This is a genomic window from Stenotrophomonas sp. Steno-Z2, assembly GCF_056393235.1.
Genome location: NZ_JBWJOY010000001.1, coordinates 151,347 through 167,766, shown reverse-complemented (window position 1 = coordinate 167,766; position 16,420 = coordinate 151,347). Strand labels below are relative to the sequence as shown.

Genomic DNA, 16,420 nt, shown 5'->3' with positions numbered 1-16,420 from the left:
CTGCGCAGGGCGGATGGCCCGCACACTCGCTGCCCTGCCGGGGTCCCGTGCCGGCCTGCGCTGTTACCCTTCCGTTTCCAGAGCGTTCCCAGAACCTGCCGCAATGACCGCTACTGTTCCCCTGTCGCACCTCGACCGGCTGGAAGCCGAAAGCATCCACATCCTGCGCGAGGTCGCCGCCGGCTTCTCCAACCCGGTGCTGCTGTATTCGGTCGGCAAGGACAGTTCGGTGCTGCTGCACCTGCTGCTCAAGGCGTTCGCCCCCGGCGTGCCGCCGATCCCGCTGCTGCACGTGGACACGCGCTGGAAATTCCGCGAGATGATCGCCTTCCGCGACCGCCGTGTCGCCGAGACCGGCGTGGACCTGCGCGTGCACATCAACCCCGACGGCATCGCTCGCGGCATCGGCCCGGTCAGCCACGGCGCGTCGGTGCACACCGAGGTGATGAAGACCCAGGGCCTGAAGCAGGCGCTGGATGCCTGGAAGTTCGATGCGGCCATCGGCGGCGCGCGCCGCGACGAGGAGAAGGCGCGGGCCAAGGAGCGGGTGTTCTCGTTCCGCAACGACCGCCACCGCTGGGACCCCAAGAACCAGCGCCCGGAGCTGTGGAACCTGTACAACGCCCGCATCCACCCGGGCGAGAGCGTGCGCGTGTTCCCGCTGTCCAACTGGACCGAGCTGGACATCTGGCTCTACATCTACCGCGAGAAGATCCCGGTGGTGCCGCTGTACTTCGCCGCCGAGCGGCCCGTGGTGGAGCGCGACGGCAGCCTGATCATGGTCGACGACGAGCGCCTGCCGCTGCATCCGGGCGAGGTGCCGCAGCGGCGCCGGGTGCGCTTCCGCACGCTGGGCTGCTACCCGCTGACCGGCGCCATCGAATCGGACGCCGACACGCTGGAAAAGATCATCGCCGAGATGCTGGTGTCCACCAGTTCGGAGCGGCAGGGCCGCCTGATCGACCACGATCCGTCCGCCTCGATGGAGAAGAAGAAGCTGGAGGGGTATTTCTGATGAACGCGGTCGCCACGTCTCCGGACATCTCCACCTACCTGCAGCAGCACGAATCCAAGCCGCTGCTGCGCTTCATCACCTGCGGCAGCGTCGACGACGGCAAGAGCACGCTGATCGGGCGGCTGCTGTACGAAAGCAAGCGCCTGTTCGACGACCAGCTGGCCGCGCTGGAGGCCGACAGCCGCCGCCATGGCACCCAGGGCGAGCGCATCGACTATGCGCTGCTGCTGGACGGCCTGGCCGCCGAGCGCGAGCAGGGCATCACCATCGACGTGGCCTACCGCTACTTCGACACCGACCGCCGCAAGTACATCGTCGCCGACTGCCCGGGCCACGAGCAGTACACCCGCAACATGGCCACCGGTGCCTCCACCGCCGACCTGGCGGTGGTGCTGGTGGACGCGCGCAAGGGCCTGCTGCAGCAGACCCGCCGCCACAGCTACCTCGTTTCGCTGCTGGGCATCGGCCAGGTGGTGCTGGCGGTCAACAAGATGGACCTGGTCGACTACGACCCGGCCGTGTTCGAGCGCATCGCCGGCGAATACCGCGCGCTGGCCGCGCAGCTGGGCATCGCCAACGTGCAGGCGATCCCGCTGTCGGCGCTGGAAGGGCAGAACCTGTCGGCGCGCTCGGCGCTGATGCCGTGGTATGCCGGCCCCAGCCTGCTCGAGCACCTGGACACGGTGGCCATCGCCGGCCATGACGCCGACAGCGGCCTGCGCCTGCCGGTGCAGTGGGTCAACCGACCCAACCCCGATTTCCGCGGCTTCGCCGGCACCATCGCCGCTGGCCGCGTGTCCGCCGGCGATGCGGTGGTGGTGCTCCCCTCGGCGCGCCGTTCCACGGTGCGGCAGGTGCTGGGGCCGGACGGTCCGCTGGACGCCGCCGCGGCCGGGCAGGCGGTGACCCTGACCCTGGCCGACGAGATCGATGTCAGCCGCGGCGACATCATCGCCGCCGCCGGCGATCCGCCGGAGGTGGCCGACCAGTTCGCCGCGCACGTGCTGTGGATGGACGATGCCGCGCTGCTGCCCGGCCGCCCGTACTGGCTGCAGATCGGCAGCCGCACCGTGGCCGCCAGCGTCAGCGAGATCAAGCACCGCATCGACGTGAACACGCAGGACAAGCTGGCGGCCAAGCGGCTGGAACTGAACGAGGTCGGCTACTGCAACCTGTCGCTGGACGAACCCATCGCCTTCGAGCCCTACGCCCGCAACCGCGCGCTGGGCGGCTTCATCCTGATCGACCGCCAGAGCAACGCCACCGTCGCCGCCGGCACCCTGGACTTCGCCCTGCGCCGCGCCGGCAACGTGCACTGGCAGCACCTGGACGTGGACAAGGCCGCGCGCGCGCGCATCAAGGGGCAGACGCCGAAGGTGCTGTGGTTCACCGGCCTGTCCGGCGCCGGCAAGTCCACCATCGCCAACCAGGTGGAGAAGCGCCTGCATGCGCGCGGCTGCCACACCTTCCTGCTCGACGGCGACAACGTCCGCCACGGCCTGAACCGCGACCTGGGCTTCACCGACGAGGACCGCGTGGAGAACATCCGCCGCGTGGCCGAAGTGGCCCGGCTGATGGTCGATGCCGGCCTGATCGTGCTGGTCAGCTTCATTTCACCGTTCCGCGCCGAGCGGCAGATGGCCCGCGAGCGCTTCGCCGACGGCGAATTCATCGAGATCTTCGTCGACGTGCCGCTGGAAGTGGCCGAGTCGCGCGACGTGAAGGGCCTGTACCGCAAGGCGCGGGCCGGGCAGATTCCCAATTTCACCGGCATCGACTCGCCCTACGAGCCGCCGGAAGCGCCGGAACTGCACCTGTACGCCGACGGCGAGGCGCTGGACGCCATGGCCGACCAGGTGGTGCGGCTGGCGCTGCGCTGAGCGCCCGGGCCCTCGCGCCGGGACGGCCGCGCCGCCTGTCCGCCATGGCGCGCGGGCGGGCGAGCGCCCTTGGGCACCGGGGAGCGGAGCGGGGACGAACGGGCAAGCCGGCCCGCCCTGGTGTTGCGGCGATCCGCTCCCGGTACATCTTCTCCCGGGGATGAAGGGAATTGGCCGGCGCCGCGGGGCTCGTCCCGACGCTGGCCGGCGCGGCCTCCGCCATGACATCCGGCGATGGCTGCCACCGGCCTGTCTGTGTCGCCGCCCCACCCAATGGCACATCCGGGCTGTCATCCGTGCCCGCTAGACTGCCCGATCGTGTATCTGACGGGATTGCGTATGTTGGGGCGTTTTTCCGCCACTTTCGCCGGTGGCGCTGTCTTGATGCTGGCCCTGGCCGCCTGCGGGCGCGGGGCGGGCGAGGCACCGCGCCCGCAGGGCGGTGCCGTGCCGGTCACCACCCGGGTGGTCGCGCATTCGGCCTGGAACGACACCCTGCAGGCCATCGGCACCGCCAAGGCGCGCGAGTCGGTGACCGTCACCGCCAAGGTCAGCGAGATCATCGAGGCCGTGCATTTCCGCAGCGGCCAGGAAGTGGCGGCCGGCGCGCCGCTGGTGACCCTGCGCATCGACGCGCAGCAGGCCGCGCTGGCGCAGGCCCAGGCCACCTTCGACGAGGCCGACCGCCTGTACCGGCGGCAGAGCGAGCTGGCCACCCAGCAGCTGGTCGCCAGCTCCACGCTCGATACGCAGAAGTCGATCCGCGACGCGGCCGAGGCACGGGTGCGGCAGATGCGCGCGGACGTGTCCGACCGCCAGGTGCGGGCGCCGTTCGCCGGCGTGCTCGGCATCCGCCAGGTCAGCCCCGGCTCGCTGGTCACCCCGACCACGGTCATCGCCACGCTCGACGACATCTCGCGCATGCACGTCGATTTCCAGGTGCCGGAGGCCGAACTGGCCTCGCTCAAGCCCGGCGACAAGGTCAGCGGCAGCAGCATCGCTTACCCGGGGCGCAGCTTCGAGGGCGAAGTCAGCACCGTCGATGCGCGCGTCGACCCGGGCAGCCGCGCGGTCACCGTGCGCGCCGATTTCCCCAACCCCGACCACGCCCTGCGCCCGGGCATGCTGCTGGACGTGCGCGTGTTCCGCCCCGAGCGGCAGGCGCTGGTGATCCCGGAGATCGCGGTGGTGCAGGTGGGGCGTGATTCCTATGTGTTCCGGGTCAAGGACGACGCCACCGTCGAGCGCGTCGACGTGAAGACCGGCACCCGCCGCTCCGGCGTGGTCGAGATCGTGCAGGGGCTGGAGGCCGGGCAGCGCATCGTCGTCGACGGCACCGGCAAGCTGCGCCCGGGCCTGCGCATCGAGGACAAGGCCGCGCTGGCCGCCGCGGAGGCCACGGCCGGATGAAGCTGTCGGACCTCTCGATCAAGCGGCCGGTGCTGGCCGTGGTGATGAGCCTGCTGCTGGTGGTGCTGGGCCTGATGTCCTTCAGCCGCCTGACCCTGCGCGAACTGCCGGCCATCGACCCGCCCATCGTCTCGGTCTCGGTCGATTACACCGGCGCCTCGGCGGCGGTGATCGAGAGCCGCATCACCCAGGTGCTGGAAGACGCGCTGGCCGGCATCGAGGGCATCGACACCATCAATGCGCGCAGCACCAACGGCCGCGCCTCGGTGAGCATCGAATTCACCGCCAACCGCGACATCGAGGCCGCCGCCAACGACGTGCGTGATGCGGTCAGCCGCGTCGCCGACCGCATGCCCGAAGAGGCGCGCCCGCCGGAGATCGCCAAGGTCGAGAGCGACGCCGACCCGATCATCTGGTTCAACATGAGCTCCTCGGCGATGGACACGCTGGAGCTCAGCGACTACGCCGAGCGCTACGTGGTGGACCGCTTCTCCAGCATCGACGGCGTGGCCCAGGTGCGCATCGGCGGCCGCCAGCGCTACGCCATGCGCATCTGGCTGGACCGCGACCAGCTGGCCGCGCGCGGCCTGACCGTGGGCGAGGTGGAGACCGCGCTGCGCAACGAGAACGTGGAGCTGCCGGCCGGGCGCATCGAATCGGCCGACCGCGACTTCACCCTGCGCGTGGAGCGCAGTTACGTGGCCCCGGCCGACTTCGCCAGCATCCCGCTGGGCAAGGGCAGCGACGGCTACGTGGTGCGGCTGGGCGACGTGGCCAAGGTCGAGCTGGCCTCGGCCGAACGCCGCGCCTATTACCGCAGCAACGGCGAGCCCGGCATCGGCCTGGGCATCGTCAAGACCTCCACCGCCAATGCGCTGGACGTGGCCCGCGCCACCCGCGCCGAGGCCGAACGCATCGCCAGGACCCTGCCGGCCGGCACGCAGATCTTCGTCGCCTTCGACAACACCACCTTCATCGAGGCGGCGGTGGAACGCGTGTACGCCACCCTGGTGGAGGCGATGATCCTGGTGCTGGTGGTGATCTGGCTGTTCCTGGGCAGCCTGCGCGCGGCGCTGATCCCGGCGGTGACGGTGCCGGTATGCCTGGTTGCGGCCTTCATCGCGCTGTTCGCCTTCGGTTTCTCCATCAACCTGTTCACCCTGCTGGCGCTGGTGCTGTGCATCGGCCTGGTGGTGGACGACGCCATCGTGGTGGTGGAGAACGTGCAGCGCCGCATCGACCTGGGCGAACCGCCGCTGGTCGCCGCGCGCCGCGGCACCGCGCAGGTGGCGTTCGCGGTGATCGCCACCACCGCGGTGCTGGTGGCGGTGTTCCTGCCGGTCGGCTTCCTCGAGGGCAACACCGGCCGCCTGTTCCGCGAGCTGGCGGTGGCGCTGGCCGCGGCGGTGGCGCTGTCGGCCTTCGTCGCGCTGACCCTGACGCCGATGATGGCCTCCAAGCTGCTCAGGCCGCACAGCGAACGCAGGCCCAACCGCATCAACCGCTTCATCGACGGCCAGCTGGCGCGCGTGGCGGCGGCCTATGGCCGCGTGCTGGACCGCCACGTGCAGCGCAGCTGGGTGTTCGGGCTGGTGATGCTGGCCGCGCTGGGCGCCAGCTGGGGCCTGTTCCGGCTGCTGCCCTCGGAACTGGCGCCGGCCGAGGACCGCGGTTCGTTCCAGATCATGATCGACGGCCCGGAAGGCGCCGGCTTCGACTACACCGTCGGCCAGGTGCAGGAGGTCGAGCGCATCGTCGACCGCTTCGTCGGCCCGGACGAGCCGATCGTGCGCGCCAACCCGCGCGTGCCCGGCGGCTGGGGCAACAGCGAGGAAATGCACACCGGCCGCATCAGCGTGTTCCTGCAGCCTTGGCGGCAGCGCCAGGAGGCCACCGCCGATGTCGCCAACGCGCTGCAGAAGGAGCTGGACGGCCTGAGCGGCGTGCGCGTGCGCACCCAGGTCGGCGGCGGCCTGGTGCGCAGCTTCGGCCAGCCGTTCCAGGTGGTGCTGGGCGGGCCGGAGTACGCCGAGATCGCGCAGTGGCGCGACCGCCTGCTGGCGCGCATGGCCGATTACCCGGGCCTGGTCGGCGCCGACTCGGACTACAAGGAAACCCGGCCGCAGATGCGGGTCAACATCGACCGCCAGCGCGCCGCCGACCTGGGCGTGAGCGTGACCGACATCGGCCGCGCGCTGGAAACCATGATGGGCTCGCGCCGCGTCACCACCTTCGTCGACAACGGCGAGGAATACGACGTGCTGGTGCAGGCCGGCCGCGAGGGCCGCGCCTCGCCGGCCGACCTGGCGGCGATCCAGGTGCGCGCGCGTTCGGGCGAACTGGTGCCGCTGTCCAACCTGGTCAGCCTCAGCGAAGTGGCCGAGGCCGGCACCCTGAACCGTTTCAACCGGCTGCGCTCGATCACCATCAGCGCCAGCGTCGCGCCCGGCCACACCCTGGGCGAGACCATCGCCTGGGTGCAGCAGGTGGCGCGCGAGGAACTGCCCGAGTACGCGCAGATCGACTGGAAGGGCGAGTCGCGCGAGTACCAGAGCGCCGGCAGCGCGGTGCTGCTGACCTTCGCCATGGCCCTGCTGGTGGTCTACCTGGTGCTGGCCGCGCAGTTCGAGAGTTTCATCCACCCGCTGGTGATCATGCTCACCGTGCCGCTGGGCGTGCTCGGCGCCTTCATCGGCCTGTACGTCAGCGGCGGCACGCTCAACCTGTTCAGCCAGATCGGCATCGTCATGCTGGTCGGCCTGGCGGCCAAGAACGGCATCCTGATCGTGGAATTCGCCAACCAGCTGCGCGACGAGGGCCGCAACGTGCACCGGGCCATCGTCGAGGCCTCGACGGTGCGCCTGCGCCCGATCCTGATGACCTCCATCGCCACCGTGGTCGGCGCGGTGCCGCTGGTGCTGGCCGGCGGCCCGGGCTCGGCCAGCCGCGGCACCATCGGCATCGTGGTGATCTTCGGCGTCGCCGTCTCCACCTTCCTGTCGCTGTTCGTGGTGCCGGCGTTCTACGCGCTGCTGGCGCCGTACACGCAGTCGCCGGAAACGGTGGCCAACGAACTGGCGAAGCAGGAGCGCGAGACGCCGTCGGTGGGCGGGCATGCGTGAGCCGCCTTCCACCGGCGCGGTACGCCTGCGGCGCTGGCGGCGCGACGACCTGGAAGCGCTGCTGCGGCATGCCGACGACGCGGCCGTCTCGCGCGGGCTGAGCACGCGCTTCCCGTACCCCTATACCCGCGCCGACGGCGAGGCGTTCCTGGCCGGGCAGGTGCTGGACCTGTCCGGGCCGGTGTACGCGCTGGAGATCGACGGCGAAGCCTGCGGCGGCATCGGCGTGCAGCCGGGCAGCGGCGAGCGCCGCCACGGTGCCACGCTGGGCTACTGGCTGGGGCGGCGCCACTGGGGGCAGGGCATCATGACCGAGGTCGTGGCCGCCTTCGCGCCCTGGGTGATGGACGAACTGGGCCTGTACCGGCTCGCGGCGCAGGTCATGGCCGGCAACCCCGCCTCGGCGCGGGTGCTGCTCAAGACCGGTTTCATCGAGGAAGGCCTGGAACGCCAGGCCGTGCTCAAGGACGGCCTGCTGCACGACCTGCGCTGCTTCGCCCGCCTGCGGGCGTGGCCGCCGGCGCGATGAGGAACCTGCGCAGGCGCCACCCGCCTGCCCGCAGCCCCGGTCCACAACCGGCGGCTATACCCCCTGGCGTCCTCGTTATCCCCGGCCTGGAAGGCGCGGGGGACGCCATCTGCCTATCGCTGCGGAATCATGGAAGAATCGGCAGCTTGCCTGCTTTCCCTTCAGCTACCCGGGAGTCCGCGTGGAATCCATCGTCGAATTCGTAAATGGCATCATCTGGAGCAATGCGCTGATCTTCATGTGCCTGGGCGCGGGCCTGTGGTTCACCCTGCGCACCCGCTTCATGCAGATCCGCGGCTTCGCCGAGATGTGCCGGCTCACCGTGCGCGGGCAGAAGTCCGACGCGGGCGTCTCCTCGTTCCAGGCGCTGGCCATGTCGATGGCCGGGCGCATGGGCATCGGCAACATCGCCGGCGTCGCCACCGCCATCGCCTATGGCGGCCCGGGCGCGATCTTCTGGATGTGGGTGATGGGCTTCCTCGGCGCCTCCACCTCCTATGTCGAATCGACGCTGGCGCAGATCTACAAGACCAAGGATGCCGAAGGCCGCTACCGCGGCGGCCCGGCCTATTACATCGAGAAGGCGATGGGCCTGAAGTGGTACGCGGCCGCGTTCGCCGTGGCCACGGTCATCGCCGCCGGCTTCCTGCTGCCGGGCGTGCAGGCCAACGCCATCGCCGACAGCGCGGTCAACGTGCTGTGCACCGGCGCCGACGCCTGCGCCTCGGTGGGCGGCGCGGGCAGCATGAAGCTGTGGATCGGCATCGCCGTGGCGGTGCTGCTGGGCGTGATCATCTTCGGCGGCGTCAAGCGCATCGCCAGCTTCGCCGAGGTGATCGTGCCGTTCATGGCGCTGGGCTTCATCCTGATGGCCATCGTGGTGATGATGCTCAACGCCAGCAAGGTGCCGACGATGTTCGCCGACATCTTCTCCAGCGCCTTCGGCGCGCATGCGGCGTTCGGCGGCATCATCGGCCAGGCCATCGCCTGGGGCGTGAAGCGCGGCATCTACGCCAACGAGGCCGGCCAGGGCACCGGCCCGCACGCCGCCGCCGCCGCCGAGGTCTCGCACCCGGCCAAGCAGGGCTACGTGCAGGCCTTCGCCATCTACTTCGACACCATGCTGGTGTGCACCTCCACCGCCTTCCTGGTGCTGTCCACCGGCATGTACAACGTGTTCCGCGAGGTCACCGAGGGCGGCGTGCAGAAGCTGGAGGCGATCGTCACCGGCGTGCCGGGCGTGGCGCCCTCGGAGGGCGCGCTGTTCACCCAGGCCGCGGTCGAGTCGGTGCTGCCGGGCTGGGGCGCGGGCTTCGTGGCGCTGGCGCTGTTCTTCTTCGCCTTCACCACGATCATGGCCTATTACTACATGGCCGAGACCAACCTGACCTACCTGGCCGGCAGCAACCGCACCCATCCGGCGGCCACGCTGCTGCTGCGCCTGGGCATCATGGGCATGGTGGTGTTCGGCGCCTTCCACAACGCCAAGATGGCGTGGGCGCTGGGCGACATCGGCGTGGGCCTGATGGCCTGGCTCAACGTCATCGCCATCTTCATCCTGCAGAAGCCGGCGATGCTGGCCCTGACCGACTACGAGCGGCAGAAGAAGCAGGGCCTGGACCCGGTCTTCGACCCCGATGCGCTGGGCATCCGCAACGCCGATTTCTGGCGCGGCAACAAGTAAGCGAGCGCGAGTGCAGTGAACAGCCCCTGGAACAACCGCCGCCCTTCCGCGCGCCCGCCGCGCGCCACGCCGCTGCCACCCACCGGCGGCCGCGGCGAGGGCGCCGGCCCGGTGCGCGGCAACGACGAACTGCGCCTGTATGGCGTCAACGCGGTGCTGGCGATGCACGCGCGTCGCCCGCAGGCGCTGCGCAAGCTGTACCTGGCCGAGGCATTGATCCCGCGGCTGCAGCCGCTGCTGAAGTGGTGCGTGGCCAACCGCGTCGGCTACCGCGTGGTGGGCGAGGGCGATCTCAACAAGCTTGCCGCCACCACCCACCACGAAGGCGTGGTGGCCGACGTGCTGCGCGCCGAACCGCAGCCGCTGGCGGCCTGGCTGGCGGCGCTCGGCGACGGCCCCGCGCTGGCGCTGTGGCTGGACGGCGTGGGCAACCCGCACAATTTCGGCGCGATCCTGCGTTCGGCCGCGCACTTCGGCGCGGCCGGCATCCTGCTCCCGGCCGAATCGACGCTGAGCCTGTCCGGCGCCGCGGCCCGCGTCGCCGAAGGCGGCGCCGAGGCGGTGCCGCTGGTGCGCCTGCCGGCGCTGCCGCAGGCGCTGTCGCAACTGCGCGACGCCGGTTTCGTGCTGGCGGCGACGCTGGTGGAAGGCGGCGATGATCTGTTCGCCACGCCCCTGCCGCCGCGCATGGTCTATGTGATGGGCGCCGAAGGCGAGGGCATGGACCGCGGCTTCGCGCAGCACTGCGACCTGCGCCTGTCGATCCCCGGCACCGGCGCGGTGGAAAGCCTCAACGTCGCCGCCGCCACGGCGGTGTTCCTGTCGGGCTGGCGCAGCCGGCAGGCGAAGGGCTGAGCCAGGCCGGCCGGGCATTGGATTTCAAGGTGGAGTCATGCGTTTGAAGACATTCGTTTCTCGACCCCGTTCCTGGCGCTGACCTGGAGATAGATCGGGCGAGGTGGGGTCGGTCGCCAACGACTGGCTGGGCCGCAATCCCGACATCGACGTGGTCGCCATCAAGCATGACCCCGCGGCCAGCTTCTGGTATCCGCCGCAGCTTTTCGTCCCGGTCTATTACCGCCAGCGCGATTGCGGACGCCGCCGCATTGGGCATGGCATCCGCCGATGCCACGCCGCATGCACGATCGGACCCGGCCCTTACCCGCGATAACCGTTGCTGATCGGATAGCGCCGTTCGCGGCCGAACGCGCGGCGCGAGACCTTGGGGCCGGGCGCGGCCTGGTGCCGCTTCCATTCGCTGATGCGCACCAGCCGCAGCACCCGGTCCACCACCTCCGGCGCGTAGCCGGCGGCGATGATGTCCTCGCGCGACTGCTCCTGGTCGATGTAGCGGTAGAGGATGCCGTCGAGCACGTCGTAGGCCGGCAGCGAGTCCTGGTCGGTCTGGTTCTCGCGCAGCTCGGCCGAAGGCGCGCGCGCGATCACCGCCGGCGGGATCACCGGCGCGCCGCCCACCGTGTTGCGCCATTTGGACAGGCCGTAGACCTCGGTCTTGTACAGGTCCTTCAGCGGCGCGTAGCCGCCGCACATGTCGCCGTAGATGGTGGCGTAGCCGACCGCGTACTCGCTCTTGTTGCCGGTGGTCAGCAGCAGCCCGCCGAACTTGTTGGACAGCGCCATCATGATCACGCCGCGGCTGCGCGACTGCAGGTTCTCCTCGGTCACGTCGGCGTCCTGGCCCTCGAACAGCGCCGACAGCGACTGCATCAGGCCCTGGAAGGCCGGCTCGATCGGCACCGTCTCCAGCTTCACGCCGAGCGCGCGGCACTGCTCGGCGGCCAGGTCGTTGGACAGGTCCGCCGTGTAGCGCGAGGGCAGGGCCACCGCGGTGACGTTGTCCGCGCCCAGCGCGTCCACCGCCAGCGCCAGCACCAGCGCCGAATCGATGCCGCCGGACAGGCCCAGCCATACCCGGCGGAAGCCGTTCTTGCGGCAGTAATCCTGGATGCCGCGGGTGACCGCGCGCCAGGCCAGCGCGTCCATGCTTTCGTCGCCATCGTCGATCCAGCGCAGCGGGGTGAACGCGCGCGCGTCGGCGTCGTACTCGACCACCAGCATCTCCTCGGCGAAGGCCAGCGCCGCCGGATGCACCGTGCCGTCGCCGTCGGCCACCACCGAGGCGCCGTCGAACACCAGCGCATCCTGGCCGCCGACCAGGTTGACGTAGGCGATGGCGGCGCCGCTGTCGCGGCTGCGCTCGGCCATCAGTGCGTCGCGCTGGGCGTGCTTGCCGCGCTCGTAGGGCGAGGCATTGGGCACCAGCACCAGTTCGGCGCCTGCGGCCACGGTCGCGGCCAGCGGTTCGGCGAACCACAGGTCCTCGCAGACCAGCACGCCCAGCTTCACCCCGCCGACCTCGAACACGCAGTTGCCGCCGTCCGGGTCGACGTCGAAATAGCGGCGCTCGTCGAACACCGCGTAATTGGGCAGCTCGCGCTTGCGGTACGTGGCGGCGACCGCACCGTCGCGCAGCACGCTGGCGGCGTTGTACACGACCGCGCCGGCGCTCTGCGGCCAGCCGACCACGGCGACGATGCCGCGCACCTGCGCGGCGATGCGCGCCACCGCCTGCTCGCACTCGCGCAGGAAGGCCGGGCGCAGCAGCAGGTCTTCCGGCGGATAGCCGCTGACCGCCAGTTCGGGAAACAGCACCACGTCGGCACCGTATTCGTCGCGCGCGACCTGCGCCAGTTCGATGATGCGCGCGCTGTTGCCGGCCACGTCGCCGACCGGGAAGTCGTACTGCGCCAGGGCGATGCGGAGGGATCGGGACGTCATGAGGAGGGCTGCCATGCGGTGCGTTGGCGGCCATTATCCCAGACCCGGGTGAGCAGGAAGGATAGAGCGGCTTTCATGGGAGCGGCTTCAGCCGCGAGGGGCCTTTACCGGGCAAGCCCCTTCGCGGCTGAAGCCGCTCCTGCGGGGCGCGATCGTGTCGAGCAGCGGAAGCGCCTGGTGGCGCCTCCGCAGTGGAGCGTCTTCCGTCGCGGTTGCCCTGCGCTGCCGCCTATTCCTTCGGTGGCACCACGTCCCTGGCTTCGCTGCCGAAGCTGCCTTCGGCCTCGGCGGCGAGATAGGCGAACACGGTGTAGGCGGCCACGTTCTGCGCCAGCGCCTTCGGGTCGATCTTGTCCAGGGTGTCGTCGGCGGTGTGGTGCAGGTCGAAATAGTCGGTCCCGTCCTGCGCCAGCCACGCCCAGGCGCCGCCCTTGGCCGCCAGCGGGCCCACGTCCGGGCCGGGGCCGCCCTGGTCCGGGCGGTACTCGATGCCCAGCGGCGCCAGCACCTGCGCGATCTGCGCGGTGGCCTCGCGCGAGCCGGCGGGATTGCCCGAGCCGGTGTTGAACGCGTAGATGCGGCCGGCGCCGAAGTCGCTTTCCGCGGCGATGTGCTGCAGCGGGATTTCCCCGGCCTTGACGCGCGCGGCGGCGTAGGCGAACCCGCCGTGCAGGCCCTGTTCCTCGTTGGCGAAGGCGATCACGCGGATGGTGCGCTTGGGCGCGCGCCCGAGCTGGCCGATCAGGTGGCCGGCGGCCATGGTGATGCCCACGCCGGCCCCGTCGTCGATGGCGCCGGTGCCCAGGTCCCAGGAATCGAGGTGGCCGCCGATCACCACCACTTCCTTCGGCAGGCTGCGGCCGGTGATCTCGCCGATGACGTTCTGCGAGGTGTAGCTGCCGTCCCAGCCGCAGTCCAGCGCCATGCGGATACGGGTCGGGCCGCGCGCGACCAGCCGCGCCAGCTGGTCGGCATCGGGCACCGACAGCGCCGCCGACGGCACCGGGGTCAGGCCTTCGTCGAAACGGGTGATGCCGGTATGCGGCACCCGGTGCGAGTCGGTACCGGCCGAACGCATGATGTAGCCCACCGCGCCCTTGCGGATCGCCTCGGACGGGCCGCGGCTGCGGATGGTGCCGCCGATGCCGTAGTCCTCGCCGCTGCGGCTGCGCGTCATCTGGTAGTCGATGAAGGCGATCTTGCCGGCCAGCGAGCCTTCCGGCGCGGCCTTCAGCGCTTCCAGGCTGTCAAAACGCACCACCTCGCCCTCGGCGGTGCCCGCGGGGCTGCCGCCCAGCGCGGTGATCGCCAGCGGCTGCGCATGCGCGCCGAGCACCTGCGCATGCTCGCTGCGGCGCTCCCACTTGGGGAAGGTGACCGGCTCGGTCCATACCTTGTCGAAGCCCAGCGCCTTGAACTTGGCCTTGGCCCATTCCACCGCGCGCGCGTCGGCCTCGCTGCCGGCCAGGCGCGGGCCGACCTCGGTGGTCAGCGATTCGACCACCTTCCAGCCGGTGTCGTCGGCCAGCGCCTGCTCGCGCAGCTGCGCGGCCTGGGCCAACGCCTGCTCGGGAATGCGGGTCGGGGCGGCCTGCGCGCTGGCGCAGGCGAGCACGGTGGCGATGGCGAAGGCGAGGCGGCGCATGGCGGGCTCCAGGTCGGGTGGGGTTTCCGCACGCTGGCGTGCGGCGCTGCTGCGGGGGATTCGCAGACGAAGAAGCCGCGAGCATACGCCCGCGGCTTCGGGTCGAACCGTGCTGGAGGTCATCGCTCCGGCATCGGGTCACTTCTTCAGGTTGTCGCGGATCTCGCGCAGCAGCAGCACTTCCTCGCTCGGCTCGGCCGGCGCGGCGGGCGCTTCTTCCTTCCTGCGCGACAGGCGGTTGATCACCTTGACCAGCATGAAGATGGCGAAGGCGACGATGACGAACTGCACCACGGTGTTGATGAAATCGCCATAGCCGACCACCACCGCCGGGATCTCCTTGCCGTCCTCGCCGATCCGCGCCGGCGCCAGCGTCCAGGCCAGCTTGGAGAAGTCGACGTTGCCGATCATCCAGCCGATCGGCGGCATGATCACCTTGTCCACCAGCGAGGTGACGATCTTGCCGAACGCGCCGCCGATCACCACACCGACCGCCAGGTCGATGACGTTGCCGCGCATGGCGAATTCCTTGAACTCACTGATCATTCCCATGGGTCTCTCCTGTTGTGCGTGAAGGGAAGGCCGGCACAGAGTACGCCGGCGTCCGTCATCCGGCGATCATGCCGTCGCGGCGCGCGACGTCGCCCAGCCGGGCGCTGAAACGGTCGCCGGGCTGCAGCGCGGCCACGCCGGCCGGCGTGCCCATGAACACCAGGTCGCCGGCGCGCAGCGCGTAGAGCCTGGACAGTTCGTGCAGGATTTCCGGCACGTTCCAGATCATGTTGTCCAGCGTGGAGCGCTGCCGCACCTGGCCGTTGACCTCCAGCGACAGTTCCAGCGGCGCCAGTTCGCCCACCTGCGCGGCGGGCACCAGTCCGCTGCACGGCGCGGAATGGTCGAAGCCCTTGGCGGTGTCCCACGGCCCGCCCTTGGCCTTGGCCGCGGCCTGCAGGTCGCGCCGGGTCAGGTCCAGGCCGACGCCATAGGCCAGCACCAGCGACATCGCCTGCTCGAGCGGCAGCACGCCGGCCGGCGCGTCCTTGCCGAGCGCGACCACTAGCTCGACTTCATGGTGCAGGTCGGAGGTGGCGGACGGGTACGGGATCGGCGCGTCGCCGGTGACGATGGCGTCGGCCGGCTTCATGAAGAACATCGGCCGGCCGCGCTCGGCGGCCGAGGCCGGTGCGTTGGCGCCCATTTCGCGCGCGTGGTCGGCGAAGTTGCGGCCCACGCAGTAGATGCGGCGCACCGGGAAGGTGCCGCCGCCCGCCACCGGGATGCGGGGAACGGGCGGCGCGGGAATCAGGTCGGTCATGGTTCGTGCGGAAAACGAAGGACAGCCGCCATGATGCCGGACGCCGCCGCCGGGCCGGTAGTGCCGCCAGGCGAAGCGGAAGCGGGCAGGGGCACGGCGGTCCGCAGGACGGAAGCATGGCGTGCCGCGCGCGGGCGAGGAGGCCGCTGGCAGGTGCCGGCCCCATGCGGCACGCCCGGCCGATGGCCGGGCGCTGTGCGGTGAATCGTTGCCGGCGGCCCGGCGTCAGTGGACGTGCGGCAGCGCCGGCTTGCGCACCACGCGGTACTCGCCGTCCATGACATTGCCAGCGGCCTTGCCCGCGGCACGCGCCTTGCGCGCGGCCAGCAGCTTCCAGGTCAGGCCGACCAGGATCATCGCCGCGCCGACGAACACGCCGGCCACCACCAGCACCGCGAGGATCGCCAGGCCCAGCAGGCCCAGCGCGATCCGCAGCAACGGGTTGCGCGGCTTGCGCGGCGCGAACAGGTTGCGGAGGTTGGCGAACTGGAAGTAACGGATCTGCATGTCGGCGGTATGACGGTTTGGCTGGCGGCAGTATCGGGGGCGATGCCGGCCGATGAGTGAATTTGTCGTTAAACGCGGCCACGCATTCATCCCCGGGGCCGACGGGGCGGTGTCCCGGTCCATGCGACAATGCACGCGTTTCCGCATTCATTCGAAGCCATCATGTCCGCATCTCCGTCTTCCCCGGTCGAGCTGGCCCAGCTCGAGGCCCTGCCCGACCAGGGGTTCCATACGGTGGAGGCGGTGATCGATGGGGACGCCGAGCCGCTGATCCTCTACCGCGATGGCGGGCAGGTGCGGGCCTGGCTCAACGTCTGCCCGCATGCCGGCCGCAGCCTCGACTGGGCACCAGGACAGTTCCTCAAGAGCCGCGAGGGCCACCTGGTCTGCGCCGTGCATGGCGCCGCGTTCGAGCTGCAGGGCGGCACCTGCGTGTCCGGTCCGTGCAAGGGCGATGCGCTGCGTGGGGTGCCGGTGCGGGTCGAGGACGGCAGGGTGCTGCTTGGCGGATGAC

13 protein-coding genes are annotated in these 16,420 nt (G+C 70.7%); 8 read left to right on the top strand and 5 right to left on the bottom strand.

Features of this window, described 5'->3' with window-relative positions; translation table 11 throughout:
• Window positions 1-103 precede the first annotated feature (103 nt).
• The 7 genes from cysD (at window position 104) to AC06FP_RS00690 (ending at window position 10,495) form a co-directional block, all read left to right on the top strand.
• On the top strand, window positions 104-1,015 hold the full coding sequence (gene cysD, locus AC06FP_RS00720) for a sulfate adenylyltransferase subunit CysD (protein ID WP_478074117.1): 912 nt from the start codon (window positions 104-106) through the stop codon (window positions 1,013-1,015).
• Window positions 1,015-2,895, top strand: coding sequence for a sulfate adenylyltransferase subunit CysN (gene cysN, locus AC06FP_RS00715; protein WP_478074116.1), 1,881 nt, complete (start codon window positions 1,015-1,017; stop codon window positions 2,893-2,895). The genes cysD and cysN overlap by 1 nt, the downstream gene beginning before the upstream one ends.
• Before the next feature lie 339 nt (window positions 2,896-3,234).
• Entirely contained in the window at window positions 3,235-4,305 is a 1,071-nt protein-coding gene (locus tag AC06FP_RS00710; RefSeq protein WP_478074115.1) for an efflux RND transporter periplasmic adaptor subunit, read from the top strand.
• Window positions 4,302-7,427: an efflux RND transporter permease subunit gene (locus AC06FP_RS00705; protein WP_478074114.1), complete on the top strand. Its 3,126-nt coding sequence runs from the start codon at window positions 4,302-4,304 to the stop codon at window positions 7,425-7,427. Before AC06FP_RS00710 ends, AC06FP_RS00705 begins: the two co-directional genes overlap by 4 nt.
• Window positions 7,420-7,956: a GNAT family N-acetyltransferase gene (locus AC06FP_RS00700; RefSeq protein WP_478074113.1), complete on the top strand. Its 537-nt coding sequence runs from the start codon at window positions 7,420-7,422 to the stop codon at window positions 7,954-7,956. The genes AC06FP_RS00705 and AC06FP_RS00700 overlap by 8 nt, the downstream gene beginning before the upstream one ends.
• A 181-nt stretch (window positions 7,957-8,137) precedes the next feature.
• The gene (locus AC06FP_RS00695; RefSeq protein ID WP_478074112.1) at window positions 8,138-9,640 is read left to right on the top strand and encodes an alanine/glycine:cation symporter family protein; all 1,503 of its coding nucleotides are present in this window, start codon (window positions 8,138-8,140) and stop codon (window positions 9,638-9,640) included.
• 15 nt (window positions 9,641-9,655) lie between these two features.
• Window positions 9,656-10,495 (top strand): TrmH family RNA methyltransferase, encoded by an 840-nt coding sequence (locus AC06FP_RS00690; RefSeq protein WP_478074111.1) that lies wholly within the window; start codon window positions 9,656-9,658, stop codon window positions 10,493-10,495.
• Between the two features lie 303 nt (window positions 10,496-10,798).
• Here the strand turns inward: AC06FP_RS00690 and AC06FP_RS00685 are convergent, their stop codons facing one another.
• The 5 genes from AC06FP_RS00685 to AC06FP_RS00665 form a co-directional block, all read right to left on the bottom strand.
• Window positions 10,799-12,439: an NAD+ synthase gene (locus AC06FP_RS00685; protein ID WP_478074110.1), complete on the bottom strand. Its 1,641-nt coding sequence runs from the start codon at window positions 12,437-12,439 to the stop codon at window positions 10,799-10,801.
• 229 nt (window positions 12,440-12,668) lie between these two features.
• On the bottom strand, window positions 12,669-14,084 hold the full coding sequence (locus AC06FP_RS00680; RefSeq protein WP_478074109.1) for a M28 family peptidase: 1,416 nt from the start codon (window positions 14,082-14,084) through the stop codon (window positions 12,669-12,671).
• A 138-nt stretch (window positions 14,085-14,222) separates the two neighbouring features.
• Window positions 14,223-14,636 carry a large-conductance mechanosensitive channel protein MscL gene (gene mscL, locus AC06FP_RS00675; protein ID WP_456116878.1) on the bottom strand — a complete coding sequence of 138 codons (414 nt, stop codon included), beginning with the start codon at window positions 14,634-14,636 and terminating at the stop codon, window positions 14,223-14,225.
• 55 nt (window positions 14,637-14,691) lie between these two features.
• The gene (locus AC06FP_RS00670; RefSeq protein WP_456116877.1) at window positions 14,692-15,399 is read right to left on the bottom strand and encodes a fumarylacetoacetate hydrolase family protein; all 708 of its coding nucleotides are present in this window, start codon (window positions 15,397-15,399) and stop codon (window positions 14,692-14,694) included.
• Between the two features lie 225 nt (window positions 15,400-15,624).
• Window positions 15,625-15,906, bottom strand: coding sequence for a hypothetical protein (locus tag AC06FP_RS00665; protein WP_456116876.1), 282 nt, complete (start codon window positions 15,904-15,906; stop codon window positions 15,625-15,627).
• Window positions 15,907-16,068: 162 nt separating this feature from the next.
• Here AC06FP_RS00665 and AC06FP_RS00660 point away from each other — a divergent pair, with 162 nt between their 5' ends.
• A complete protein-coding gene (locus AC06FP_RS00660) occupies window positions 16,069-16,419 on the top strand; it encodes a Rieske (2Fe-2S) protein (RefSeq protein WP_456116875.1) in 351 nt (116 codons plus the stop codon).
• Window position 16,420: the final 1 nt, after the last annotated feature.

What these genes read in the sequence shown, in the direction of transcription:
- AC06FP_RS00670 (WP_456116877.1), bottom strand. Translation starts at nt 15,399, where the DNA reads ATGACCGACCTGATTCCCGCGCCGCCCGTTCCCCGCATCCCGGTGGCG.
- AC06FP_RS00680 (WP_478074109.1), bottom strand. Translation starts at nt 14,084, where the DNA reads ATGCGCCGCCTCGCCTTCGCCATCGCCACCGTGCTCGCCTGCGCCAGC.
- AC06FP_RS00705 (WP_478074114.1), top strand. Translation starts at nt 4,302, where the DNA reads ATGAAGCTGTCGGACCTCTCGATCAAGCGGCCGGTGCTGGCCGTGGTG.
- mscL (WP_456116878.1), bottom strand. Translation starts at nt 14,636, where the DNA reads ATGGGAATGATCAGTGAGTTCAAGGAATTCGCCATGCGCGGCAACGTC.
- cysD (WP_478074117.1), top strand. Translation starts at nt 104, where the DNA reads ATGACCGCTACTGTTCCCCTGTCGCACCTCGACCGGCTGGAAGCCGAA.
- AC06FP_RS00685 (WP_478074110.1), bottom strand. Translation starts at nt 12,439, where the DNA reads ATGACGTCCCGATCCCTCCGCATCGCCCTGGCGCAGTACGACTTCCCG.
- AC06FP_RS00710 (WP_478074115.1), top strand. Translation starts at nt 3,235, where the DNA reads ATGTTGGGGCGTTTTTCCGCCACTTTCGCCGGTGGCGCTGTCTTGATG.
- cysN (WP_478074116.1), top strand. Translation starts at nt 1,015, where the DNA reads ATGAACGCGGTCGCCACGTCTCCGGACATCTCCACCTACCTGCAGCAG.
- AC06FP_RS00660 (WP_456116875.1), top strand. Translation starts at nt 16,069, where the DNA reads ATGTCCGCATCTCCGTCTTCCCCGGTCGAGCTGGCCCAGCTCGAGGCC.
- AC06FP_RS00700 (WP_478074113.1), top strand. Translation starts at nt 7,420, where the DNA reads ATGCGTGAGCCGCCTTCCACCGGCGCGGTACGCCTGCGGCGCTGGCGG.
- AC06FP_RS00665 (WP_456116876.1), bottom strand. Translation starts at nt 15,906, where the DNA reads ATGCAGATCCGTTACTTCCAGTTCGCCAACCTCCGCAACCTGTTCGCG.